This is a genomic window from Bacillus luti (assembly GCF_001884105.1).
Lineage (GTDB): Bacteria > Bacillota > Bacilli > Bacillales > Bacillaceae_G > Bacillus_A > Bacillus_A luti.
In genome coordinates this window covers 155599-179863 of the sequence record NZ_MACI01000093.1, presented here as the reverse complement: position 1 = coordinate 179863, position 24265 = coordinate 155599, and the positions used below count along the sequence as shown (strand labels likewise).

Genomic DNA, 24265 nt, shown 5'->3' with positions numbered 1-24265 from the left:
AATTAAGAAATCGTTATTTGAGAAAAAAAGCTATCCATTACTGGATAGCCTCTGCTGTCTGTTTAAAATGATGCGCTTGCGTAAGTAACTCTTTCGCATGTTCTGTCGTTAAATCCGTAATTTCCACACCAGAAATCATTCGAGCTATTTCTGTTACTTTATCCTCCATAGTTAAAACAGTAACTGATGTAATTGTCCGATCATTCGCTACCTGTTTTCGAATAAATAAATGTGAATCCGCCATTGAAGCTACTTGAGGTAAGTGCGTAATACAAAGTACTTGCGAGTTTACTGATACACGATAAATCTTCTCCGCAATAGCCTGTGCAACTCGGCCACTCACACCTGTATCCACTTCATCAAAAATAACAGACGCAACACCTTGATGCTTAGAAAAAATACTTTTTAAAGCTAAAATAATACGAGATAACTCCCCGCCGGAAGCGACCTTTGAAAGTGGTTTTAGCGGTTCACCTGGGTTCGTTGAAATATAAAATTCCACATGATCATAACCATCCGCCGTCAATCTTACTGGTGTACCTTCCACAAGAGGTTCTTCTGCATTTCCTTCTCTCTTCATGATTCTCACTTCAAATTTCGTTTTTTCCATATATAATTCTTTTAATTCCTGATGAATGGCATTTGTAAGATGCTCTGCAAGCTCATGACGCATAGTACTTAATAACGTTGCTTCTTGCAGAATAACACTTTCTAATTCCTTTAACTGTTTCTTCGTCGTTTCAATATGAACATCTTTATTTTCAATTGTAAAAATTTCTTGTTCAATTTTATCAGCATACGCTAAAATCTCTTCTACAGTATTTCCATATTTTCTCTTTAACATACGAATTTCATTTAAACGTGTCTCAATTTCATCTAGACGATTCGGATCATATTCCATCATATCGAGCTTTTCTCTAAGTTGATACGCCACTTCTTCTAATAAATAATAGCTATTTGCAATTGAATCATGATTTTCCTGATACACTTCATCTAAATGTGTAATACTCTCCATTTGTCCCATTGCGCTTCTTACATTATCTAATCCTTGTCCGTCAGCACTTAACGAACGATATGCATCACCTAACGCTTTATAAATCTTTTCAAAATTAGAAATTTGCAATCGTTCCTCAATTAATTCATTTTCTTCATCCATCTTTAAATCCGCCTTACGAATTTCTTCATGTTGGAATTGAATTAAATCTAAGCGATGTGCCATTTGTTGTTCATTTTCACTTAACGATTTCAACTGTTTTTTTAATTTCTCGTAGTCAGCGTATACGTTTTGATATATACCTAATTGTTTAACAATACGCTCTCCATCAAAATGATCGAGCATAAATAGGTGACGCTCTTCATTCATTAAATCTTGTGTTTCATGCTGTCCATGAATATCAACAAGCGTTTTCCCAATTTCTTTTAATATACTAAGTGTAACCAGTTTTCCATTTACACGACATACACTCTTTCCGTTTGCAGCGATGTCTCGCTTCAAAATAATCATGCCATCTTCTATTTCTATATCCAATTCTTCTGCCTTTGCAATACATGGATGCTTATCATCTTCAACATAAAATAGCCCCTCTATCTCAGCTTTTTCTGTTCCGTATCGAACAAATTCTGCTGAACCACGGCCACCTACAAGCAAACTAATCGCATCAATAATAATCGATTTCCCGGCCCCTGTTTCACCACTTAAAACCGTTAAACCTTTTTGAAAAGAAATATTTAATGCCTCAATAATAGCAAAGTTTCTAATCGATAATTCCGATAACAATGCCCCATTCACCTCGTTATAAACTAATCCCCTATTAGGGCTTTTCTCAGTTCTTTATTCAAATAGTCATACTATATGTTTTATGTATATATTACTTTTCTAACCCGCTCCATTGTACCAAACATTTGTTTTACGGGTCAATCCACCTATTTTCTTACTTTATTCGAACAAAATATTATATTGCAATTGAAAATACATATTTTTAATCCATAAAAATATCCTGTTTACTTTCCACTTTATAGAGGAAAGTAAACAAGATTTTTTTGTTACAGCATATTTAAGAAACGATCAGAGACAACACCTGTGTCTTCAGGTGTACGGCAAATAATTAAGCAAGTATCATCACCACAGATGGTTCCGATGATCTCATCCCACTCTAAATGATCAATAAGTGCCCCAAGTGAATGAGCGTTACCAGGCAATGTTTTTAGCACAAGCATATGTCCTGCCGTGTCTAATTTTACAAATGAATCCACTAGATTTCGTTTTAATTTTTGCAACGGGTTAAATCGTTGATCTGCTGGCAAGCTATATTTATAGCGACCATCATGTAATGGCACTTTCACTAAGTGCAGCTCTTTAATATCGCGCGATACTGTCGCTTGCGTTACATTAAATCCCTCATTACGTAAAATATCAACTAATTCATCTTGTGTTTCAATTTCTTTGTTCGCAATAATTTCCCTGATTTTAATATGGCGCTGACCTTTATTCATACATTTGCACCTCACACTATCTCTTACCATAGTTTAAACATTGGTATACTTCACTTATTTATGTTAACGTATAATTCGTTACTTGTACACAATTGTTTTTACAATCATTATACAATTACAACAAAAAGAGGAACAACATATGTTATTCCCCTTTTCCTTTTTGTTTTAGAACGTCATGCGCTTCTGTAACAACTTGCTCAACAGAAACTGGAGAATGATTTTCGCCATTCTCACGTTCACCATGCCATTTCAGATGGATTAAAAATTCAATATTACCATCCCCGCCCGTAATTGGTGAGAATGTTAAACCTTCTACATTGTATCCTTCTTTTAAAGCAAAATCGACAATCATTTCTACGACAGCTTCATGTACTTTTCTATCGCGAACGATACCTTTTTTCCCAACTTGCTCTCTTCCAGCTTCAAACTGCGGTTTAATTAACGCAGCTACGTCCCCATTAGGCATTAGCATTGTTTTTAAAACTGGCAATATAAGCTTTAATGATATAAATGAAACATCGATACTAGCAAATTGCGGTAAACCACGTTCTAAATCTGCTGGTGTTACGTAACGGAAGTTTGTTCGTTCCATTACGACAACACGCTCATCTTGACGTAATTTCCACGCAAGTTGATTGTATCCTACATCTAATGCATAAGATAATTTCGCTCCATTTTGAAGCGCACAATCCGTAAAGCCACCAGTTGATGAACCAATATCTATCATAACTTTATCTTGTAAATCAAGATGGAATGTCTCTAATGCCTTTTCAAGTTTATAACCACCACGGCTTACGTACGGCATAACTTGTCCCTTCACCGTAATTTCTGTATCTTGTGGGATTTTCTCTCCTGGCTTATCAAGTCTCATCTCATTTGCATATACAAGACCTGCCATAATGGCGCGTTTTGCTTTCTCACGTGTTTCTATAAGTCCTCGCTCTACTAATAGTACGTCTACTCTTTCTTTTTTTGCACTCATTTGTTACGCCCTTTTTTGTTTTGATGGAATCATTGTATGAATACGGTCTACAACTGCTTCTGTCGTTAAACCAATTTCTTCTAATAATTTTGTTACACTACCATGCTCTATGAAACGATCCGGAATACCCATTCGTTCAATTAATGTACTATGGTACCCATTCTCAGATGCAAATTCAACTACTCCTGTTCCAAAACCACCGATTAAACAAGCTTCTTCAATCGTTAAAATCGGTATATTTTTTCCTAAGAGATCATGTAAATATGCTTCATCCATCGGTTTAATAAAGCGAGCGTTCACTACTTTCACTGAAACTCCAGCTTTTTCAAGACGCTCAGCTGCTTCCATTGCCATTGGTATTGTCGTACCAAACGTTAAAATAGCCGCTTGTGTACCTTCTTTTAACGTTTCCCATGAACCGATTGGAATCGCCTTTAATTCTTCATCCATATGAACACCAAGTCCATTACCACGCGCATAACGTAATGCGATTGGTCCATCTTCATATTGCATCGCCGTATATACTAAATGTTGCCCTTCATTTTCATCTTTTGGCATCATAATTACCATATTCGGCAAGTGACGTAAGAATGAGATGTCAAATACACCTTGATGCGTTTCACCATCTGCGCCTACTAAACCAGAGCGATCGATTCCGATGAAAACATTTAAATTTTGGCGGCATATATCATGAACAACTTGGTCATATGCTCTTTGTAAAAATGTTGAATAAATCGCTAAGAATGGCTTCATACCTTGCGTTGCCATACCCGCTGCCATTGTTGTAGCATGCTGTTCTGCAATACCTACATCAATCATACGATCCGGGAATTCTTTTTGGAATTTCTCAAGTTTCGATCCAACAGGCATTGCAGGTGTAATTGCAACGATACGCTCGTCCGTTCTCGCTAGCTTAAGTACTGTTTCACTAACAACAGCACTCCATGCTGGTGCAACTTCTTTCGGTTTAACGAAGTCACCTGATTCAATTTTATAAGGTCCTGTTCCATGCCAAGTTCCTATAACATCACTCTCAGCTGGTTTATAACCTTTTCCTTTTTTCGTAATAACATGAACAAGCACTGGGCCTTTTGTTTTCTTTGCATATTGCAACGTTTCGAATAGCTTTTCATAATCGTGTCCATCGACTGGACCTAAGTATGTAAAGCCTAACTCTTCAAAAAAGACGCCAGATACGAGTAAATATTTAAGACTATCTTTTATTTTCTCTGCTGTCGCAGCAACTTTCCCACCGACTGCTGGGATTTTCTTTAATATATACTCTAGTTCGTCTTTTACCCAATGGTATTTTCCCGCGGTACGTAGACGTCCAAGCACATTATGAAGCGCACCAACGTTTGGTGCAATTGACATTTCATTGTCATTCAAAATAACAATCATGTCTGTTTTTTCATGTCCAATATGGTTCAATGCCTCTAAAGCCATTCCGCCTGTTAAAGCACCATCTCCAATGATTGGTATAACATATTCTTTCGTTTTCTTTAAATCACGTGCTAAAGCCATTCCCATTGCAGCAGATAATGATGTCGAGCTATGGCCCGTTTCCCATACATCGTGCTCACTCTCGCAACGTTTTGGGAAACCACATAGTCCTTGATATTGCCTTAATGTGCCGAATTCTTTTGCACGTCCTGTTAAAATTTTATGTACATAGGATTGATGTCCTACGTCCCATAAAAATTTATCTTTCGGACTATCAAATAATTTATGCAGAGCAATTGTGAGTTCTACTACACCTAAATTAGGTGCAATATGTCCACCTGTTTGAGAGAGCTCTTCAATTAAAAACTTACGAATATCCTCACTCAATCCCTCTAGTTCACTGATAGACATATCTTTCAAAAAACTAGGGTTTTGAATTTGCGTTAGATCCACATGGATCACTCACTTTCATTTCATAATCTGTCAACATGTCAAATACTATAAGAAACATTTACACAACACAAGAAATTCTCTTTTTTATTTTTCATCTTGTTTTGCTATTAACCAGTCTATTGTGCCCTAATCTTATTATAAACCATATTTCTTTAGGCGATGAAAAAAATAGCCGCTAACACGAAGTGATAACGGCAATGTAATCTACATATATTTTTGCCAATAACAAGAAAAGAAAAACCTTTTCCTACATTTATATCATAAAATGATGAATGACTCAACAAATGAAAACGCTGTTATATTAGTTATTACGTTTTGCAATCAAGTCGCAAATAGATACTAGATATTCATCTTGTAATTGCAAAGAGCTAATTGCATCTTTCGCTTTTGCAATTGTGTCTTCTAAAATATCTTTTGCTCTATCTACAGTAAATAACGTTGTATATGTGCTCTTTTCATTTGAAACATCACTACCAATCGGTTTTCCAATCTCTTCTTCGGTTCCTTCTACATCTAAAATATCATCTCGAATTTGGAAAGCTAGACCGATATATTTTGCAAACGTAAGTAAGTTTTTTTCCTGCTCTTCTGTGGCATCAGAAAGTATCGCTCCTGCAAGTACAGCGAATTCAAGCAGTTTCCCTGTCTTATGCTTATGGATATACTCCAATTCATCAATTGTAAGCAATTTCCCCTCAGCTTCCATATCTGCCACTTGTCCGCCAACCATTCCTTCGGGTCCTGCTGCCTTTGCAAGTTCAAGTACAAGTCTTACTTTTTTTTCAGCAGAGATTTCCTTTTGCTCATATGCCATAATTACTTGAAAAGCATACGTCAACAAACCATCTCCCGCTAAAACTGCCATCGCTTCACCAAATACTTTATGATTTGTGGGCTTTCCTCTTCTTAAATCATCATCATCCATACAAGGTAAATCATCATGAACTAACGAGTATGTATGAATCATTTCAAGAGCGCAAGCTGCACCTACTCCAAGATTTCTTTCTTTCCCAAACGCTTGTAATGTTGCAAATAAAAGTAACGGGCGGAGACGTTTTCCACCCGCTTCCAAAGAATATGCCATCGCTTCACGAAGTACATTAGGACATTGTAATTCATTTGCATAACTTACAAGTTTCTCTTCTACGAAAGTTTTACTTTCTTTCAAAAAAGTATCAAAAGCGATAGTCACTATGCTTCATCTCCTAAAGCAGTAAACGGTTCAAGCTCTCCATCTTCCCCAAGAATAACTGCCATTTGTTCTTGTACATTCTTCAATTTCTCATCACAAAGCTTCGATAACTCCATACCCTCTTTAAAATAAGAGATTGCTTCTTCTAAAGGTACGTCACCTTGCTCTAGCTTAGAAACGAGATGCTCAAGTTGCGAAATTGCCTCTTCAAAGCTTAATTTATTTTCCATTATTCAATTCACGCTCCTCTATGCCTGATACGCTACAATCTAGTATTCCATCTTGTAATTGAACTGAAACAGCATCTCCAAGGCTGACATCTTTCACACTTTTTAACACTTGCTTCTCTTCACCATATACAAGCCCATACCCTCTCATCATTACTTTAAGAGGACTTAATGCTTCAAGTTTTTGAGCTGCTCTTACGAAGGCAAATTCTTTCGTTTGAAGTAACGTTTGCATTTCACGTTGCAATTGTTTTTGCAACGTTTCAACTGCTACCTTCGTTTGCATAATTTTTTGAGATGGGTGGTGCTTCTCTAAATAAAATGAAAGCTGTTTTAACTGGTTTACTTTTTTATCAATATAGCGCTCTTTCGCTAACACAAGCTGTTCTAATGCTCGATCTAATTGCTCTTCCTTTTGCTCATATACTTGTCTTGGATAACGGAACGCATAAGATTTTTGCAATACTTGTAATTTTTCTTCTTTTTTATGTACTAACTCTCTCATCGCTCTTTGCAATCTGAGGGTTCTTTGTAATACCTTTTCTCGCAACTCTATAATGTTAGGTGCTGCCAGCTCAGCTGCTGCAGTCGGTGTTGGCGCGCGTAAATCTGCAACAAAATCTGCGATTGTAAAATCCGTTTCATGGCCTACTGCCGAAATAATAGGAATTTCACTTTTAAAGATTGCTCTTGCAACCATTTCTTCGTTGAAAGCCCACAATTCCTCAATAGAACCTCCTCCGCGTCCAACGATTAGTACATCTATCTCTCTCATTTCATTCGCTGTACGAATTGCTTGTACAATTGAGGGAGCTGCTGACTCCCCCTGTACAAGTACTGGAAATACAATAACATTTCCAATTGGATAACGACGTTTAATCGTTGTTATAATATCACGAATCGCTGCTCCTGTTGGCGACGTAATCACACCTATTGTTTTAGCATACGGAGGAATTGTTTTTTTATAAACTTGAGAAAACAAACCTTCTTCCTCTAAACGAACTTTTAACTGTTCGTAAGCTAAATGCAAGTTTCCGATTCCATCAGGTTGCATGTCTTGAATATAAATTTGATAAGAACCACTCGCCTCGTAAACAGAGATTTTCCCTTTCACGAGTACCTTCATTCCATTCTCTGGTCTGAATTTAATATTACGATTATGACCCGCAAACATAACCGCTGCAATTCTTGCATTTTCATCTTTCAATGTAAAATACATATGACCACGACTATGATTTTTAAAGTTGGAAATTTCACCTTTTAACCAAACAGACTGCAAATGCGGGTCGTATTCTATTTTTGTTTTTATATAGCGTGTTAATGCTGTAACGGTTAAATATTGTTTCTCCATCTCTCTCTCCTCATAGCCGATTCAAATTATTTACAAACAACACCTGCACGCTTGGCAGATTCAACAGTATTATGAAGAAGCATTGTAATCGTCATTGGACCAACACCCTTTGGAACAGGCGTAATGTAACCTGCAACATCTAATACGTTGTCAAAATCAACATCACCACAAAGCTTTCCTGTTTCTAGGCGATTTACACCAACGTCAATAACAACTGCTCCTTCTTTAATGTAATCAGCTGTTATCATTTTAGGTCGTCCAACTGCTACGATTAAAATGTCCGCTAACTTCGATAACTCTTTCATATTTTGCGTCTTAGAATGACAGTATGTGACAGTTGCATTTTCATTTAAGAACAATTGTCCCACTGGTTTGCCGACAATATTACTTCTTCCAATTACTACAACATGTTTTCCCGAAATATCAAGATTCGTTTCTTTTACTAGTTCTACAATACCATGCGGTGTACATGGAAGGAATGTATCTTGCCCCGTCATCATACGTCCCACGCTGATTGGGTGAAATCCATCTACATCCTTTTCTGGTGAAATTCTTTCAATGATAGCTTTTTCTTCAATATGTTTTGGTAAAGGTAATTGCACTAATATGCCATTAATACGGTCATCGCCATTTAAGCGATCGATTTCAGCAAGCAAACGTTCCTCAGTAATTGTTTCAGGAAGTTCAATTAGCTCTGAATAAATCCCTACTTGTTCACAGCCTTTTTCTTTTCCTTTTACGTAAGAACGAGATGCTGGATCTTCTCCAACTAAAATAACTGCTAATCCTGGTACAATCCCTTGCTCTTTCAACTTCACAACTTCTTCTGTTAATTGTGTTCGTTTTTTCTCCGCAACTTCATTTCCTTTGATGATTACTGCTACCATTTTAAGATTCCCCCTTAAAGAAATTACAGTGTATCTTTTATATTAGATAAAACGCCGTTAATAAAACGACGAGATTCCTCATCCCCAAATGTTTTAGCAATTTCAATTGCTTCGTTAATTGTTACATTGTGTGGAATTTCTTCCATGTATTTCATTTCATACACAGCTACACGTAAAATACTGCGGTCAACAATACTAATTCGCTCAAGCTTCCACTTTTTTAAATTTTGACGAATCGCTTCATCAATTGCTTCTTTATTTTCTACAAAACCTACAACAAGTGATTCTAGAAACTCATTTGTTTCTTCACCTTCATCTAGCGTGTTTTCCACCGCTACTTTCGGTTCTAATTCACCTGTAATATCCATTTGATATAATGCTTGCATAGCTCTTTCTCTAGCCGTCCTACGTTTCATTGTAACTCTCCTTTATGCTTCAAGTCTTTCCTTATGCTTTGTTATATTATTATAATTTATAAGCCGTCAATTCACTTACTCTTACAGTTTTCATTGATTTTCCAACCTTATAATACAATGATAATAACACAATTTATCGTTTCACACACGGGTTACAAGGCTGAAAAATAATAAAAAGATTAACTTCAAGTTCCATATCTTATCACAATGTACGTTTTTTGGAAAAACGAAATGTTTTCTTTTTTATTTCTCATTTTTTGAAATAGTATAATAATTAGAGGGTTGTAATTTGTGAAGAAATGAAACGATAAAAAAGATGCCTATGTTACTAGGCACCTTTTTCATTCTTACACTGGTTCGATTTCTGTTTTTTGTGTTTCGAATGTTACGCCAACGATGTGAACGTTCACTTCTTTTGGCTCAAGTCCTGTCATTGTAAAGAGTGCTTGGCGAATGTTGTCTTGAATCTTTTGTGCAACAACTGGAATTGCTACGCCAAAATACATTACAACATATAGATCAACGATAATATCTTCGTTTGCTAATTCAACCTTTACACCTTTACCATGATTTTTCTTACCTAACTTCTCAACAACATCTGTAGCAAAATTACCACGCATTGCCGCTACGCCTTCTACCTCAGCAGCTGCAATACCAGCAATTACTTCGATTACTTCTGGTGCAATTTCTACTTTACCAAGAGTTGTATCTTGACCCATATCTAACATATGTTCAGCCATGAAAAAAACCTCCTTTAATGTATCACTGCGTCACAAGTTCATGCTCTTCCAAAAATTTCGTATTAAACTCACCTTTTACAAAATCAGGATGATCTAGCAATTGCAAATGGAACGGGATTGTTGTATGTACGCCTTCAATGACAAATTCACTAAGCGCTCGCTTCATTTTTGCAATTGCCTCTTCACGTGTTTTTCCGTGAACAATTAATTTAGCAACCATCGAATCATAGAAAGGTGGGATTGAATATCCCGGATATACAGCTGAATCGACGCGAATACCAAATCCGCCTGGTGGTAAGTACATTTCTACTTTACCTGGAGATGGCATAAATTTTTTGGCAGGGTTTTCCGCATTAATTCGACATTCAATTGCCCAACCATTAAATTGTACTTCTTCTTGCTGTAACGATAACTTTTCTCCAGAAGCTACAAGAATTTGTTCTTTAATTAAGTCCATCCCTGTTACCATTTCAGTAACCGGATGCTCAACTTGAATTCTCGTATTCATCTCCATGAAATAAAAGCTTTTCGTTTTATATTCATAAATAAACTCAACCGTACCAGCACCTGTATAATCAACCGCTACCGCCGCTTTAACTGCCGCCTCACCCATTTGCTTGCGAATATTTTCATCAAGCGCAGGTGATGGACTTTCTTCTAATAGTTTTTGCAAACGGCGCTGAATTGTACAATCACGCTCTCCTAAATGAATGGCATTTCCATGTGCATCTGCCATTATTTGAATCTCAACATGGCGGAAATCTTCAACGTACTTTTCTAAGTATACACCAGGGTTCCCAAAAGCGGTACTAGCTTCTTGCTGTGTAATTTGAATTCCTTTTACAAGCTCTTCTTCATGGCGTGCAACACGAATACCTTTTCCGCCGCCACCTGCAGTCGCTTTAATAATAACTGGATATCCAATTTGATTAGCAAGCTCGATCGCTTCTTCGGTATTTTTAATAATCCCTTGTGAACCTGGTACAATCGGAACCCCTGCTTCTTTCATTGTATCACGAGCAACGTCTTTTGTGCCCATCTTTGAAATAGCTTCTGGACTTGGACCGATAAAAATCAAGTTACATTCACGACATAACTCTGCAAAGTCTGCATTCTCTGCTAAAAATCCGTATCCTGGATGTATAGCATCGCAGCCCGTTAACTTCGCAACGCTAATAATGTTCGTCAAATTTAAATAGCTTTCTTTTGAAACCGTTGGTCCTACACAATACGCCTCATCTGCAATTTGCACGTGAAGTGATTCTTTATCTGCTTCTGAATAAATTGCGACTGTTTCAATATCCATTTCTTTACAAGCACGAATAATTCGTACAGCAATTTCCCCACGATTGGCTATTAATACTTTTTTTATCATCACAAAGACTCCCTTATTACGCTTTTACAAGAAATAGCGGTTGTCCATACTCAACAAGCTGTCCATTATTAACAAGAATCTCAACAATTTCGCCATCTACATCAGCATCGATTTCGTTAAATAATTTCATAGCCTCGACAATGCATACGATAGAATCTTTCGATACTCTATCCCCTACACTTACATATGCAGGTGTATCAGGCGAAGAAGAAGAATAGAATGTACCTACCATCGGTGATGTAATTTTATGTAGGTTTTCATTTTGAATAGCTTTCTTCTCTTCTTGTTTTGGTGCTTCCACTTGTGCTGCTGCCACTGTTGTTTCTACTTCAACAGGTGCCACTGGTTGCATAACTTGTTTTGCTACAGGTGCTTGCATCGCAACAACTTCATTACCACGCTTTTTCATTTTAATTGTGGTACCGTCTTTTTTGTATTCAAATTCATCAATATTAGAGCTATCAATTAATTTAATTAATTCACGAACTTCTTGAATTTTAAACATGTAAAATCCACTCCCATACTCTTGTTTGTCCCGTTTTTACAGATACTAAAACTAGATTGGCTGTAAAAATACGATGTATTCTATTAGATAATTCATTTCATTTACTAATAGAAATATTAACTATTCCTATCTTACGATAAATTTTTTAAACATTCCAATTTATTTTTCTTTGTAATAAATCGAAACTCCTGTAAAAATATTATTCCACCAAAAAAATTATTACCTAGTAATAATACCAAGTTTCACACAAAATTGGCAAGACCACTTCCTAAAAAACATTCCTTACTTCTCAAAAATACTACACAATACACATACAATTCCCTCTCCACTCTTCACTTCATTTATAGTCAATAACATATTTTTACCAAATATTATTTTTTTGTTTACACACCGTTCATCGTTCCTTCATATAAAAATAGTATGTTCAAAGTGTAGAAAATATATTGTATCGAGGTGTGGACATATGATATGGCTCATTCTCTTCTTACCTGCCGTAATGGTCTGGGCATTTGTTCTCTTCATCCACGTCAAATCTGGGAAAAGTAATCACCACAACCATGAACCGTTAATCTTTTACTCACAGCGTATTTCTCCGTTTCGAGTTGAACATAGTAAAAACAACTTCAAAGATGATATAGAAAAAAGCTATCGAAAATGATAGCTTTTTTCTATTATTATTTTTATCTAACTATTTTGAAGTACATAAAACTTTATTTCTTCCTACCACGTGCATACAATCGCTAATAACCCGTGGGGAATTCCCCACGGGTTAACATTCCATTTATTTTGCTGGTGGATCAAATTTCACACCTACATCTTTTGATCCGCCTTCACTTCTTACAAGCTGTATAATTTTATTCGCTTCTTTTTGTGAATGCTTTGCCGCTTTAACAGTTACTCTAATGTCAGTTCCATCAGCTCTTACAAGGGCATCTTTATATCCACCTTGAGACTTAATTACTGTTTCAAGTAATTCTTGTTTCGTTTCCATTGTAGTAATTGCATCAAAATTATCTTTTGCTTTACTCTTTTCTGTTGCTGAAGATTTTGATGAATTCATTACTTCTTGTAATCTTGCTTTTTGTTCACTTCTCTGATCATCCATTTGCATGCGTAAAGCTGTGAAGTTTTCATCACTTGATTGAACTGATACGTTAGCTTCTTTTTTACTTGTTTCTTTTTTGGCACTCTCTTTTTTATCTGTTTCTTTATCTGTTTCTTTATTTGGTGTTTCCTTACTTGTATTTTCTTTGTTTGAAGATTCTTTTGTTGTTTCTTTGCTTGGCGTTTCATTTGTTACTGCTTTATCAGTACCTTGTTTTTCTTGTCCAATCTTTTCACCTGTTGTCGGCGATGCTGTATTCATTTTGTCAGGAGTTGTTACGTAATAAACAGATAGTACAACCACCAAACTTAACATCGTTAATAACCAAACCGTTTGTTTTTTTAACACTTTATTTCCTCCCTATCAATTTTTCGGTGATACTGAAACGCGATGAGCTGGTACATCTAGCAGCCGTATGACAGCTTCTTTTACCATCGCTTTAACTTGTATGTTATCCACTCCCTTTGCTACGACAAGGACACCTCGCACTTTCGGTTTCTCTGTTCGTAAAACAACGGGAGTTTCTTTATCCCCTTCACGTATAATGACTGTCTTTTCATCAAGAGACTCGTCCTCTACTTCCCTCTTGCCGCCTGCCTTATCTGTTTCACCTGTTGTTTGTGAACGTTTCACTGTATTTTTCTCTAATATTTTTTCTTCTGATGAATCCAAATTCACTTTAATCGTTACATCTTTTACTCCTGCTATTTCTTCTAAAGCTGCTTTTAATTCTTGTTCATACGCTTTTTCATACTTTTCTACATTTGACATACTATCGTTATTTTTTTGTCCGAAAGTTGGTACATCTTTTTCTTGATTTTGAGTTTTTTGTTCTTTAAATACAGGTACTTCTTCTTTTTTACTTGAAAATAAACTACTAGAAAACATAAGCAAAATTCCAAGTATGAGTAGGACAAGTAAAAACTTAGGTGTCACCTTTTTTCCCTTCTCATTGCTTTCTTTTTCATCCCCATTCAATAAGTTTCGAAAAAATGAGAACTTCGAATTTTTATCTTTATTGTCCATTTACTCTACCTGTCCTCCCTTCCATTTGAACTTGGATTTGTTTATTCTCTAGTTGCCACCTGCTTGAAAAGAAATCTTTCATTTCTACATTCGTTTCTTCTACTTTTTTCGGAGGTTCTTTCGTGTTAATTTCAACTGGCTTTACTGTTTCAATTGCATCATTTTTACTACGTTCTTTTTCTTTCAACGTCACAACAACAGATTGAATATCTTTCGCTGACTTTACTTCCGCTGCACTTTCCGCTGCGACTATTTGTATTTCAGAGACTGCCATACCATACTTTTTCTCAAATTCTTTTCCTACTTCTTTTTTCATTTTGGTAGCCATCTCTTCTAAACTATATGCACGTGTTAGAGCTTGTATTTCTTTTTTCTTCGAATCTATTGAATTTTTTACAGATCCTTCTGCCACGTACTTTTCTTCATTAAAATTTGCGATTACTTCATTTACATCTGTTTGCAATAGTTTAAAAAGGGGCGTTAAAATTAAAACAACTAATAATAGACTTACAACGAATTTAACGTACTTTTGCAAATTGGAATTTGGAAGAATAAGATGAAGCATTGTCGCTAAGAGTAAAAAAACGATAATATTTCTAATCCATTCTGTAACAAATTGCATACTCTCCACCCCCTACCGCATCATAAGTGTAATGTTCCCCGCAGCAATAATAATTGTGATACTTAAAAAGAACATAAATGATACGATAGCTAAGCAAGCAAATACGTAAATGATGCTCCGTCCAATGATATCTAAACATTGAATAATCGCTCCGCCTCCAACTGGTTGCAATACTGCTGCTGCGAACTTATAAATAAACGCAATACAAAAGATTTGAATCGCTGGAAAAGCGACAATTAAGCATAGAATGACGAGCCCGATAATTCCGACTGTGTTTTTTAATAATCCTGACGCACTAATAACAGTATCCGCCGCCTCTGTAAACATCCTTCCTACTACAGGAATAAAGTTCCCTGTTACAAATTTAGCAGTTTTCACCGCTATCCCATCAGCAACAGCTGTCGCTGTTCCTTGTACAGATAATACCCCCAAAAAAATCGTTAAAAAGATACCGATAATCCCGACACTAACGTTTTGCAAAAGCTTGGACAATTTCGTAACTTTATATTGATCACTCATCGTACTTACAATACTTAATATCGTTGCAAGTAATAAAAGTGGTAGAACAATATAATTCATAAGAAGCCCACTTGTATTCATCAAGAAAATGATAATCGGATGAAAAAACGATACAGATACAACACCGCCCCCGGTTGCTATGAGCGCAAGCAAAATTGGTAATAGTGCTAGTATGAAATCTACCATTGTTTGTATCGTTTCTCTTGCATATGTCATAACGACATAAAAACTATTTAAAGCGAAAATAATAAGCACCATATATACAACTGCATCAGCAATTTTACTTACACTACTCTTTGAAAAAGCAGATTGCAATGATTGCAACAGTGCACTAAAAATTGTGAGCATAATGAGCGTTCCAAGTAGCTTTCCGTTTGCAACAAGCTCGTGAAATAAATATTTTAATAAACCTATCATCCACTCTTTTATAGAGAATTCTTTTTCTCCCTTTACAAACTCCATAAAACTTCCTTTTTGACTCTCTGGTAAGTAGCCTCCATATTTTGTAACAAGCCCGTCCCAAAATTGCTTCACATCTTCAATTCCGAGCTTATCCAATTGTTGATCAACGACGTTTGTTTCTACAGGAGAAGCTTGTACAACAACTGGTAAAGAAAAGAAAAGGAAGCAAGCAAATAGCAGCTTAGCTCCAAACCTCCTCAACATTCACTCCCCCTTATCCCGTCGGTAAAAATCCGAGAATAGTTTCAATTACAACCGTCAAAATAGGAATTGCCATTACGAGAATTAAGATTTTTCCAGCTAATTCAATTTTCGAAGCGATGGCACCTTGCCCTGCATCCTTTGTAATTTGCGCTCCAAACTCGGCAATATAAGCAATCCCAATAATTTTTAATAACGTTTCTACATATACGTTGCTAACTTTCGCTTCACTGGCTACTCTCTCAATCATTTGTAAAATAGCGTGAATTTGATCGATTAAAAGAAGAAACATTACACTGCCTACAAACACAATAAATAATGATGTAATACTAGATTTATGCTGATTTAAAACAGCTGCTAAAAACGTAGCAACGAGGCCTAATCCGACAATTTGTATAATTTCGATTCGAACCGCCTCCTTTACTGGAAGAGAAAGACACTTTTAATCTTGTCGAATAGCGTATTAATTAAAAATGCAACATGAAATAAAATAACGACAAAACCGACAAGGATAACCCAATTTGCAATATCCTCACGCTTTAATTCTTTTAGTACGGTATGAATGAAAGCTAAAACAATGCCGATTCCGGCGATTTGAAATATTAATCCAACATCAATGGACATCGCCTTTCTCCCTCCTATAGCAGTAAAATTACGATAAGTAGTCCTGCTAGTACTCCTAAACTCTTAATCATTTTTTCATATTGCAGTTGTAATGCTTTCGCTTCTCCTTCTTCTCTCTCCAAATGTGTAATACATAAGCGAATATGTTTTTGTTGAGAGTCGCGATCATGTTGTCCGAGCGTTTCACCAAATTGCTGCAGTATTTCATACTCAGTTTGTTGAAATGCTGTTAACTTCCAGTTCTCTTTCAAACTATCTATCCAAGCTTCTCTTACTGTTTGTTCTCCGTTCTCTAATTTTTGAGCGAAACTTTGAAATATCCAATTTAGTGGCTTCGGCATTTGTTTAACTAATCGCTCAGCGGCTTCGGATAAAGGTGTGTGCCCGTACATAATTTCTGCTTCTAGTGATTGAAGTGCCGCTTTTAACAATCTAAGTTGCCTCGGTCTCTCACTGTACCTCTTAGCGTATGAAAAACCGAAAAAGGTGCTAACTGCAACTATTAACACTGCACCAATTATTTTCACCATACGCCCCCAGCCTTTCTATTTGATAGTACTGGTTTTCCATCTCTATCTTTCACTTGCATAACTGTCCCTGGACCTCTTGCTTTTGACAGTTCCACAAACCTATCAAATACACCCAGTTCCAGCACCGCCTGTAGCGATGGCCGCTTCACAACATCTTCATAGGAGAATCCATGTGCACTTATGAAAAGCTGAACCCCTGCATGCACCGCCTCCATAATCGCTTCACTATCTTCTTTACGGCCAATTTCATCCACAATTAAAATATCAGGGCTCATAGAACGAATCATCATCATCATGCCTTCAGCCTTTGGACATGCGTCTAGCACATCTACTCGTGTGCCAAATTCATACTGAGGGATTCCTTTCACACAGCCAGCAATTTCTGACCGCTCATCAACAATTCCCACTTTACAAGAAGGGATGTCCGAGGCACTTACCCCTTGACTCATGCAGCGTGCTACATCTCTTAACAGTGTCGTTTTCCCTGTTTGCGGTGGGCCAATTACCATTGTGTTTAACCATCTTGCTTCATACAAATACGGCAAAAGTGGCTCAGCTATTCCTATTTTTTGACGAGCAATACGAATATTAAATGAAGAGACATCACGAATCATTTTCACTGCGCTTTTTTCTGTAATGACTTTTCCAGCTAGACCAATTCTATGTCCCCCTCGAAGCGTTACATATCCTCGTTTCAATTCCTCTTCCATCGTATAAATCGAGAATTGACTTAACTTATTCAATAAGTAAATAGCATCTTCTGCTGTAGTGATATAGTCATAAAAAAATACCTCTCCATGTGCAATACACTCTAGCGGTTTTCCAATTCGAACCCGAATTTCCTCTAAAGTATCATATTGCTTACACCCTTCCACTAACTGTTTCATCGTCTTCGGTAAAACCTCTAATACTTCTTTCATATGCTTCTCCCCACTATACCTGGCTTACTTATTTCAACAACGCGATAAAAATACAGCCAATTCCAAGTGCTAGAAAAAAGAGTTTTAAGAAAGAAATCTCACTTGCTACACTCGCTATCCCAATTGTCATCGTTAAAATTAATACGGTCGGCCCAACAAACGCCAACATACCATTTATAAACAATGCTTTCTTCGCATCATTCACATAAAGCATAAGCAAAGCGGCGAATATTTCCGCGCTACCTGAAAACAACCGAAGTAATCCCATTACAAGCACAGATGTTTCCATTGCCGCTAGCCACTGTTTCATTCTCCCACCTTCTCCCGTAACGGTTACGAATTCTACATTCCAAAAAAGAATATATTTGTACAACCATATGCAGGGGTTGTCTATTTCAGAAGTAAAAACATAATTTTTCTCTACCACCCTCTTTCTATCTGAATATTCTTATTATCAAGTGGTATTTTATGGTATATTTAATAACAAAAGAGATTATAAACAATGCAGCATATTACTCTGTATTACCACTCGATTTACGATATGCAAATGAGAAGAGGCAATCTCACATCAGGAGTTGACTCGGCTATCCATACTGGGGAAAAGGCTATAACGAGGAGGTTAAAAAAAGAGATCTTTACAATTGCATTTTTAGACTTACAACTTACATACGTATTCGCTGATGCTAAAACTAGTATTCGTTCTTGAAAAGCACAAGAGAAATTACCTTATACTTCATTGCATGTGGAAGCCGAGTTTTCGGATGAACAAGATGCATTAGAGAAAAAAGTAAAGTCATCTTGTGCACTACATGTCGTATCACACGATAATTTTTTAAATTGGTTGGAATTAAAAATTGAGGAGGAAGTACATGAAGGCATTAAAAATTAGTTTAACGATTGTAGTAGAATTAGCTCTTATTTATCTTTTTTCAATATTGGTCGGTTGGTCATTTATGGATACCTTTTTCCTTGGTAGTTTAGCAATATTTGCAATTACATGGTTAATTATTATGAGTAACTATAGAAATAACAACATGGATCACACAATAAATAAAACATTAACTGGCGTTGAGACTGGTGAAATAAAACCATTTCAATTCGTTTTCACACCATATATAGCGGGTACTCTTTCACTTGTTTTAATTAGCTTTGTTGTCACCGCGATTTACTACCTTCCCTATTTCCTATAAAAAAAAGCACTCGTGATAATCACGAGTGCTTTTTTACTATGCACGAGAAACGTATTTACCTTCACCAGTGTTGATGATAAGCATTTCGCCTTCGTTAATGAAGATTGGTACTTGTACAACAAGACCAGTTTCTAATTTAGCTGGTTTTGTTACGTTAGAAGCTGTATCACCTTTAATACCAGGCTCTGTTTCTGCCACTTGTAATTCAACAGTATTTGGAAGTTCAACACCAAGTACTTCGCCTTGGTAAGTCATAATTGCTACTTCCATGTTTTCTTTTAGGAATTTAAGCTCGCGCTCGATTTGGTTTTCACCAAGTTCGATTTGCTCATAAGTTCCGTTATCCATAAATACGTGAGCCTCACCGCTCGCGTATAAGTATTGCATACGACGGTTTTCGATATGTGCTTTTTCTACTTTCTCACCAGCACGGAATGTTTTCTCTTGAACAGAACCTGTGCGAATGTTACGTAGTTTCGAACGAACGAAAGCAGCACCTTTACCTGGCTTTACGTGTTGGAAATCAAGTACTTGCCAAAGGGCATTATCCACTGAAATTGTTAAACCTGTACGAAAATCGTTTACTGAAATCATGTAAAAAAATCCTCCTGTGTATTACAAAATAATAAGTTCTTTTGGTGATTTCGTAATTACTTCATTACCTTCACTCGTTACAATGATATCATCTTCAATACGTACGCCGCCAATACCTGGAATATAAATACCTGGTTCTACTGTTACAGCCATACCTGGTTCAAGTACTGTATCAGAACGGAACGCTAAACCTGGTGCCTCATGGATTTCAAGACCGATTCCATGACCAGTAGAGTGTCCGAAGTATTCACCGTATCCTTTTTCCGTTATGTAATCACGCGTTAGCGCATCTGCTTCACGGCCTGTTAAACCAGCTTTAATACCGTTCACACCACGAAGTTGTGCTTCTAAAACGATATTATAAATTTCTTTCAATTTATCAGATGGTTCACCGACTGCAATCGTACGAGTAATATCAGAGCAATATCCTTTGTAATAAGCGCCGAAGTCTAATGTAACGAAATCTCCTGTTTCTATCACTTTTTCAGATGCCACGCCGTGCGGTAATGCCGAACGAAGACCTGAAGCAACGATAATATCAAACGAAGAAGATGTTGCTCCTTGTTTTCTCATGAAAAATTCAAGTTCATTTGACACTTCAATTTCAGATACTCCCGGGCGAATGAATGATAGAATATGTTCAAAGGCAGCATCTGCAATCTGTGCAGCTTCCTTTAATATCTTAATCTCTGAATCAGTCTTTATCAAGCGTAACTTTTCTACAAGCCCAGAAGTTGGGATAAATTCAGCATCGATCGCTTCTTTATGAGCTGAATAAGAACTATATGTAAGAGTATCTTGCTCAAAGCCAAGCTTTTGAATTCCTAGTTCCTTCACTTGCTTTGCAACTTCATCGATAATTAATCCTGCATGCTGTACAATCTCATATCCAACAGCTTGCTTAGTAGCCTGCTCTACGTAACGGAAATCTGTAATAAATTGAGCACGATTTTTCGAAATCAGTACAACACCAGCTGTTCCTGTGAAGTTAGCCATATATCTGCGACTATGTTCATTTGTTAACAAGATACCGTCAATACCAGCCTCATCAAATGCACTTCTTAATCTTTCAATTTTCTCCATTACTTTATGCCTCCCTCAATTTCTCCATTAATGCAAATAACGCTAACTTATAGCCATAAAAACCAAATCCAACAATTTGTCCCGCACAAACAGCTGCCGTCACAGATTCGTGACGGAACGACTCACGCTGGTGAATGTTAGAAATATGTACTTCAATGACAGAAATCGAAATGCTCGCAATTGCATCTCGAATCGCATAGCTATAATGCGTAAATGCTCCAGGATTTAAAATGATCCCTTCATATATATCTTCCGCCTCATGAATACGATCGATAATCGCGCCTTCATGATTTGATTGGAAACATTCTAATTCCACTCCCATTGTTTCTGCTTCTTGCTTCATATCTGCTTCAAGTGTCGCTAGCGTGCCCTTTCCATATACATTTACCTCTCTGACACCGAGGCGATTTAGGTTAGGACCGTTTACGAGGAGTACCTTTTTCATATGCTTAAAACTCCTTAATATTAAATATCTATACAACATTTTAACATAGGAGTTACTTATTTGAATAGTTTGTCTTCTCTTCCCCTTCTCGCTCGGCTTTATTGGTATTCACTGCGTAGGAAACAGAGTATGCTATAAACACACCATACAATATAAAAATGCATATCGTCGTCACAATTGTTTCTTTCGGTAAATGGAGTGCACTTTTAATAGCAGGCGCTAGTAACCCCATTCCGAAAAATAGTAACGCCCACCAAAATAGACCGTAAATCATCCCTGGAAGAATCCCTTCAAATTTTGCAAAAAATGCTTTATACAAAAAGGCAATTAAAATCGAAAGAAATCCCATACAAACAATTCCTAACACGTTCCCCCATACCCCTTCCTTCCAACCCCCAAACGCAAATGGTAAAAGGAAATAATTCGGTCCAGCTTCCGTAAATGAAAAAATATGAAGGAAATACCATATCCCTCCCCAAAAGATTCCACCAAACAAACCAATTTGCAAAAAATTCCTCGTTCCTAATTGTTCTTGACTCACATCGACACCTCCGTTCAATAGTATGCCCGAAACTGTTTTGAAGCATGTTTAAATACTGCGAAATTTGTCTATAAAAAGAATAAGAAATGTCCGACTCTCGTAACATTTCCCCTTGTCATCTACTTGTATTTGTCGATAAAATAAAGGAAACTTGGTGATTGTCTTATTTCAAAATGACAGAACCCAGTATGACAATTGCCTCTTTTTCTACATAAGAGAGAAACAAATACAGGTTGGTGTTAACATGGCAGAAGAGTCAAAACAAATATATGGCGGGCAAGCAGTCATAGAAGGAGTTATGTTTGGTGGTAGAGAATATACTGTTACAGCGGTTCGTCGTAAAGATAAATCGATTGAATTTTATCGATTACCACGCGTTCGTAACAAAGCATTATCTATCCTGAAAAAAATTCCATTTTTACGAGGAATTGCAGCTATTGTGGATGCAAGTGCCAATGGAGCGAAGCATTTAAACTTTGCTTCAGAACGATTTGATGTCCACCCAGAAGAAGACGAACAAATTGCAAATAAAAAAGAAGAACAATCAAAATTAACGATGGTATTAGGAGTTGCAGCAGTTGGTGTTTTATCTTTCATATTCGGAAAAGTAATTTTCACAGCAGTTCCTGCACTACTAGCTGAATTAACGAGACCGATTTTCCCATCTCATACAGGGCAAATCATTGTCGAAAGTGTCATTAAGCTCATGCTATTATTGAGCTATATATACTTTATTTCTTTAACTCCACTTATTAAGCGGGTATTTCAGTACCACGGTGCGGAGCATAAAGTGATCAATGCTTATGAGAATAACCTTTCATTGACTGTTGAAAATGTTCAAAAACAAACCCGCCTCCATTATAGATGTGGTAGTAGTTTTATTATATTTACAGTCATTATTGGAATGTTTGTTTATTTCCTCGTCCCTACAGATCCACTTTGGGCAAGGGTAGTAAACCGAATTTTATTAATTCCAGTCGTTCTCGGCATTTCGTTTGAAGTATTGCAATTTACGAATCGATTACGAGATGTTCCTGTATTGCGTATACTTGGCTATCCAGGATTATGGCTGCAACTATTAACAACGAAAGAACCAACAGATGATCAAGTGGAAGTAGCCATTGCATCGTTTGAAGAATTATTACGTTTAGAAAACAAACAATAATTATTTAAAAATGGTGTTCAACTCCTTTCCTCATCGTTAATATACTAATTTTAATATATGTTTTTAGGAGGTGTTCCTTATGAACGGTCGTTCGTTTACATTCGCTATAGTTGTGCTTATTATCGGATTAGCAATATTCGGCCTTGTTTCATCTGTTATTACAAACCCAATGGGTGTATTAAGAAATATCGGGTACATGTTACTTGTTGTCGGTATCTTTTATTTGCTATACAAGATGTTTACAAATTCTAGTGGTTCTGCAAATTCGCAAAGCTCATATAAGCGCGCTGCAAAACAATCGAACCGCAAACACGGGAAACAAAATGTAGCACCCCTAAGCAATTCTTTCTTTAAGTCAAATGCTTCTAATGACAAGGGCAAAAAAGGGAATTCTTCTACTGTGAAACGAAAAAGAAAACAATCTCATTTAACTGTCATTGAAGGTAAGAAAAACAAAAAGAAAGACCGTGCTTCCTTTTAGGAAATACGGTCTTTTTTTATACTTTGAAGCACTTCTTTCAAACTTTTATCTTTCATACTTTCAATTCGAAGGTGATGATTTTCAAAGGGTAAGTTCCGTGTCACATCATTAGGTACAACGACACACTTTAATCCTGCTGCAATCGCTGCTTTCAATCCGTTTAACGAGTCTTCAAATACAACCGCTTCAGATGGATCAATCCCTAAATCTTTTATCGCAATTTGATAAAGTGCTGGATCTGGTTTTACCTTTTCAACATCTTCTCTCGTTTTAATGACTTCAAAATAATCTCGAATTTGTAGCTCTTCCAAAAAAGGAATAACCCATTCTCTAGATGAACTAGAGGCTAATGCGATTTTCAATCCCATTTCTTTCGCTTCCTCTAAATATTCTTTTACACCGTCACGAGCTTCTGTTATTTTCATTTTCTCTTTATGTAAAGTTTTCACTTTTTCTTTTAATAAATGCTTGTTAAACTTCTCTTTTAATTGCTCATTTAAATATGCATATAGTACATCATCTGTCGTTCCAATACATTTTGCAAATTCCTCTAAAGGTAACTCCCCGCCATACTCATGAACGGCTTCTCTGAAAGAGTGAAACCATATTGTTTCTGTGTCCACAATTAATCCATCAAAATCAAAAATAATTGCTTTCATAATTCTCCCATCCTTTTCGATTGAAATAAAAAAG

Annotated in this window: 30 protein-coding genes and 1 pseudogene; 5 read left to right on the top strand and 26 right to left on the bottom strand. The window is 36.5% G+C overall.

From position 1 onward, the window contains the following. Positions 1 to 37: 37 nt before the first annotated feature. The 12 genes from recN to accB all read right to left on the bottom strand — a co-directional run bounded on the left by recN (position 38) and on the right by accB (position 12064). A complete protein-coding gene (gene recN, locus BAQ48_RS23695) occupies positions 38 to 1777 on the bottom strand; it encodes a DNA repair protein RecN (protein WP_071713042.1) in 1740 nt (579 codons plus the stop codon). A gap of 266 nt (positions 1778 to 2043) precedes the next feature. Continuing rightward, complete coding sequence (gene argR, locus BAQ48_RS23690) at positions 2044 to 2493, bottom strand: arginine repressor ArgR (protein WP_001032581.1); 450 nt, start codon at positions 2491 to 2493, stop codon at positions 2044 to 2046. Positions 2494 to 2635: 142 nt separating this feature from the next. Continuing rightward, positions 2636 to 3475: a TlyA family RNA methyltransferase gene (locus BAQ48_RS23685; RefSeq protein WP_071713041.1), complete on the bottom strand. Its 840-nt coding sequence runs from the start codon at positions 3473 to 3475 to the stop codon at positions 2636 to 2638. A 3-nt stretch (positions 3476 to 3478) separates the two neighbouring features. Then, positions 3479 to 5371: a 1-deoxy-D-xylulose-5-phosphate synthase gene (gene dxs, locus BAQ48_RS23680; RefSeq protein WP_071713040.1), complete on the bottom strand. Its 1893-nt coding sequence runs from the start codon at positions 5369 to 5371 to the stop codon at positions 3479 to 3481. A gap of 301 nt (positions 5372 to 5672) precedes the next feature. Beyond that, the gene (gene ispA, locus BAQ48_RS23675) at positions 5673 to 6563 is read right to left on the bottom strand and encodes a (2E,6E)-farnesyl diphosphate synthase (RefSeq protein WP_071713039.1); all 891 of its coding nucleotides are present in this window, start codon (positions 6561 to 6563) and stop codon (positions 5673 to 5675) included. After that, positions 6563 to 6793 (bottom strand): exodeoxyribonuclease VII small subunit, encoded by a 231-nt coding sequence (gene xseB / locus BAQ48_RS23670; protein WP_000428423.1) that lies wholly within the window; start codon positions 6791 to 6793, stop codon positions 6563 to 6565. The genes ispA and xseB overlap by 1 nt, the downstream gene beginning before the upstream one ends. Continuing rightward, positions 6783 to 8141, bottom strand: a complete 1359-nt coding sequence (gene xseA, locus BAQ48_RS23665; protein ID WP_071713038.1) for an exodeoxyribonuclease VII large subunit — start codon at positions 8139 to 8141, stop codon at positions 6783 to 6785. Before xseA ends, xseB begins: the two co-directional genes overlap by 11 nt. 26 nt (positions 8142 to 8167) lie before the next feature. Beyond that, positions 8168 to 9028, bottom strand: coding sequence for a bifunctional methylenetetrahydrofolate dehydrogenase/methenyltetrahydrofolate cyclohydrolase FolD (gene folD, locus BAQ48_RS23660; RefSeq protein ID WP_000226742.1), 861 nt, complete (start codon positions 9026 to 9028; stop codon positions 8168 to 8170). A gap of 23 nt (positions 9029 to 9051) precedes the next feature. Then, a complete protein-coding gene (nusB, locus tag BAQ48_RS23655) occupies positions 9052 to 9444 on the bottom strand; it encodes a N utilization substance protein NusB (RefSeq protein ID WP_000830247.1) in 393 nt (130 codons plus the stop codon). 347 nt (positions 9445 to 9791) lie between these two features. Then, complete coding sequence (locus BAQ48_RS23650) at positions 9792 to 10184, bottom strand: Asp23/Gls24 family envelope stress response protein (RefSeq protein ID WP_000807630.1); 393 nt, start codon at positions 10182 to 10184, stop codon at positions 9792 to 9794. Between the two features lie 22 nt (positions 10185 to 10206). Further along, positions 10207 to 11559 (bottom strand): acetyl-CoA carboxylase biotin carboxylase subunit, encoded by a 1353-nt coding sequence (accC, locus tag BAQ48_RS23645; protein ID WP_071713037.1) that lies wholly within the window; start codon positions 11557 to 11559, stop codon positions 10207 to 10209. Between the two features lie 16 nt (positions 11560 to 11575). After that, positions 11576 to 12064 (bottom strand): acetyl-CoA carboxylase biotin carboxyl carrier protein, encoded by a 489-nt coding sequence (gene accB / locus BAQ48_RS23640; RefSeq protein ID WP_071713036.1) that lies wholly within the window; start codon positions 12062 to 12064, stop codon positions 11576 to 11578. A gap of 463 nt (positions 12065 to 12527) precedes the next feature. Here accB and BAQ48_RS23635 point away from each other — a divergent pair, with 463 nt between their 5' ends. Next, positions 12528 to 12722, top strand: a complete 195-nt coding sequence (locus tag BAQ48_RS23635) for a DNA recombination protein RecO (protein WP_071713035.1) — start codon at positions 12528 to 12530, stop codon at positions 12720 to 12722. Positions 12723 to 12845: 123 nt separating this feature from the next. Here BAQ48_RS23635 and BAQ48_RS23630 read toward each other — a convergent pair whose 3' ends face one another. The 9 genes from BAQ48_RS23630 to BAQ48_RS23590 are packed head-to-tail and all read right to left on the bottom strand — an operon-like array spanning position 12846 to position 18383. Then, positions 12846 to 13517: a SpoIIIAH-like family protein gene (locus tag BAQ48_RS23630; protein ID WP_071713034.1), complete on the bottom strand. Its 672-nt coding sequence runs from the start codon at positions 13515 to 13517 to the stop codon at positions 12846 to 12848. A 15-nt stretch (positions 13518 to 13532) separates the two neighbouring features. Then, positions 13533 to 14195: a stage III sporulation protein AG gene (spoIIIAG, locus tag BAQ48_RS23625; RefSeq protein WP_071713033.1), complete on the bottom strand. Its 663-nt coding sequence runs from the start codon at positions 14193 to 14195 to the stop codon at positions 13533 to 13535. Continuing rightward, positions 14185 to 14817 carry a stage III sporulation protein AF gene (gene spoIIIAF / locus BAQ48_RS23620; RefSeq protein ID WP_071713032.1) on the bottom strand — a complete coding sequence of 211 codons (633 nt, stop codon included), beginning with the start codon at positions 14815 to 14817 and terminating at the stop codon, positions 14185 to 14187. The genes spoIIIAG and spoIIIAF overlap by 11 nt, the downstream gene beginning before the upstream one ends. 12 nt (positions 14818 to 14829) lie before the next feature. Further along, complete coding sequence (gene spoIIIAE / locus BAQ48_RS23615) at positions 14830 to 16002, bottom strand: stage III sporulation protein AE (protein ID WP_000946108.1); 1173 nt, start codon at positions 16000 to 16002, stop codon at positions 14830 to 14832. Positions 16003 to 16012: 10 nt separating this feature from the next. After that, entirely contained in the window at positions 16013 to 16396 is a 384-nt protein-coding gene (spoIIIAD, locus tag BAQ48_RS23610; protein WP_077317075.1) for a stage III sporulation protein AD, read from the bottom strand. A 23-nt stretch (positions 16397 to 16419) separates the two neighbouring features. Then, positions 16420 to 16623 carry a stage III sporulation protein AC gene (spoIIIAC, locus tag BAQ48_RS23605; protein WP_000020914.1) on the bottom strand — a complete coding sequence of 68 codons (204 nt, stop codon included), beginning with the start codon at positions 16621 to 16623 and terminating at the stop codon, positions 16420 to 16422. A gap of 14 nt (positions 16624 to 16637) precedes the next feature. Next, the gene (gene spoIIIAB / locus BAQ48_RS23600; protein WP_071713031.1) at positions 16638 to 17153 is read right to left on the bottom strand and encodes a stage III sporulation protein SpoIIIAB; all 516 of its coding nucleotides are present in this window, start codon (positions 17151 to 17153) and stop codon (positions 16638 to 16640) included. Then, on the bottom strand, positions 17147 to 18073 hold the full coding sequence (spoIIIAA, locus tag BAQ48_RS23595) for a stage III sporulation protein AA (RefSeq protein ID WP_071713030.1): 927 nt from the start codon (positions 18071 to 18073) through the stop codon (positions 17147 to 17149). Before spoIIIAA ends, spoIIIAB begins: the two co-directional genes overlap by 7 nt. A 28-nt stretch (positions 18074 to 18101) precedes the next feature. After that, positions 18102 to 18383, bottom strand: coding sequence for a YqhV family protein (locus tag BAQ48_RS23590; RefSeq protein ID WP_000816054.1), 282 nt, complete (start codon positions 18381 to 18383; stop codon positions 18102 to 18104). A 224-nt stretch (positions 18384 to 18607) separates the two neighbouring features. Here BAQ48_RS23590 and BAQ48_RS23585 point away from each other — a divergent pair. Beyond that, a pseudogene (locus BAQ48_RS23585) lies at positions 18608 to 18962 on the top strand (GNAT family N-acetyltransferase); the annotation flags it as partial. Next, entirely contained in the window at positions 18943 to 19263 is a 321-nt protein-coding gene (locus BAQ48_RS23580; RefSeq protein WP_071713029.1) for a hypothetical protein, read from the top strand. The pseudogene BAQ48_RS23585 and the gene BAQ48_RS23580, both read left to right, overlap by 20 nt. 36 nt (positions 19264 to 19299) lie before the next feature. On the opposite strand, the gene efp is transcribed toward BAQ48_RS23580, so the two are convergent. The 4 genes from efp to BAQ48_RS23560 are packed head-to-tail and all read right to left on the bottom strand — an operon-like array spanning position 19300 to position 21926. Continuing rightward, a complete protein-coding gene (efp, locus tag BAQ48_RS23575; protein WP_000626515.1) occupies positions 19300 to 19857 on the bottom strand; it encodes an elongation factor P in 558 nt (185 codons plus the stop codon). A 21-nt stretch (positions 19858 to 19878) separates the two neighbouring features. Then, positions 19879 to 20940 (bottom strand): Xaa-Pro dipeptidase, encoded by a 1062-nt coding sequence (pepQ, locus tag BAQ48_RS23570; protein WP_000411051.1) that lies wholly within the window; start codon positions 20938 to 20940, stop codon positions 19879 to 19881. Positions 20941 to 20944: 4 nt separating this feature from the next. After that, positions 20945 to 21385 carry a type II 3-dehydroquinate dehydratase gene (aroQ, locus tag BAQ48_RS23565; RefSeq protein WP_061687153.1) on the bottom strand — a complete coding sequence of 147 codons (441 nt, stop codon included), beginning with the start codon at positions 21383 to 21385 and terminating at the stop codon, positions 20945 to 20947. Between the two features lie 52 nt (positions 21386 to 21437). Then, complete coding sequence (locus BAQ48_RS23560; protein ID WP_071713028.1) at positions 21438 to 21926, bottom strand: YqhR family membrane protein; 489 nt, start codon at positions 21924 to 21926, stop codon at positions 21438 to 21440. A 244-nt stretch (positions 21927 to 22170) separates the two neighbouring features. Here BAQ48_RS23560 and BAQ48_RS23555 point away from each other — a divergent pair, with 244 nt between their 5' ends. Together BAQ48_RS23555 and BAQ48_RS23550 are read left to right on the top strand one after the other, a co-directional pair. Further along, positions 22171 to 23091 carry a DUF1385 domain-containing protein gene (locus BAQ48_RS23555; protein WP_000807114.1) on the top strand — a complete coding sequence of 307 codons (921 nt, stop codon included), beginning with the start codon at positions 22171 to 22173 and terminating at the stop codon, positions 23089 to 23091. 79 nt (positions 23092 to 23170) lie between these two features. After that, positions 23171 to 23572, top strand: coding sequence for an SA1362 family protein (locus BAQ48_RS23550; RefSeq protein WP_001014469.1), 402 nt, complete (start codon positions 23171 to 23173; stop codon positions 23570 to 23572). Here BAQ48_RS23550 and BAQ48_RS23545 read toward each other — a convergent pair. Beyond that, positions 23569 to 24231, bottom strand: a complete 663-nt coding sequence (locus tag BAQ48_RS23545; protein WP_071713027.1) for an HAD family hydrolase — start codon at positions 24229 to 24231, stop codon at positions 23569 to 23571. The two genes, BAQ48_RS23550 and BAQ48_RS23545, sit on opposite strands and share 4 nt — an antisense overlap. Positions 24232 to 24265: the final 34 nt, after the last annotated feature.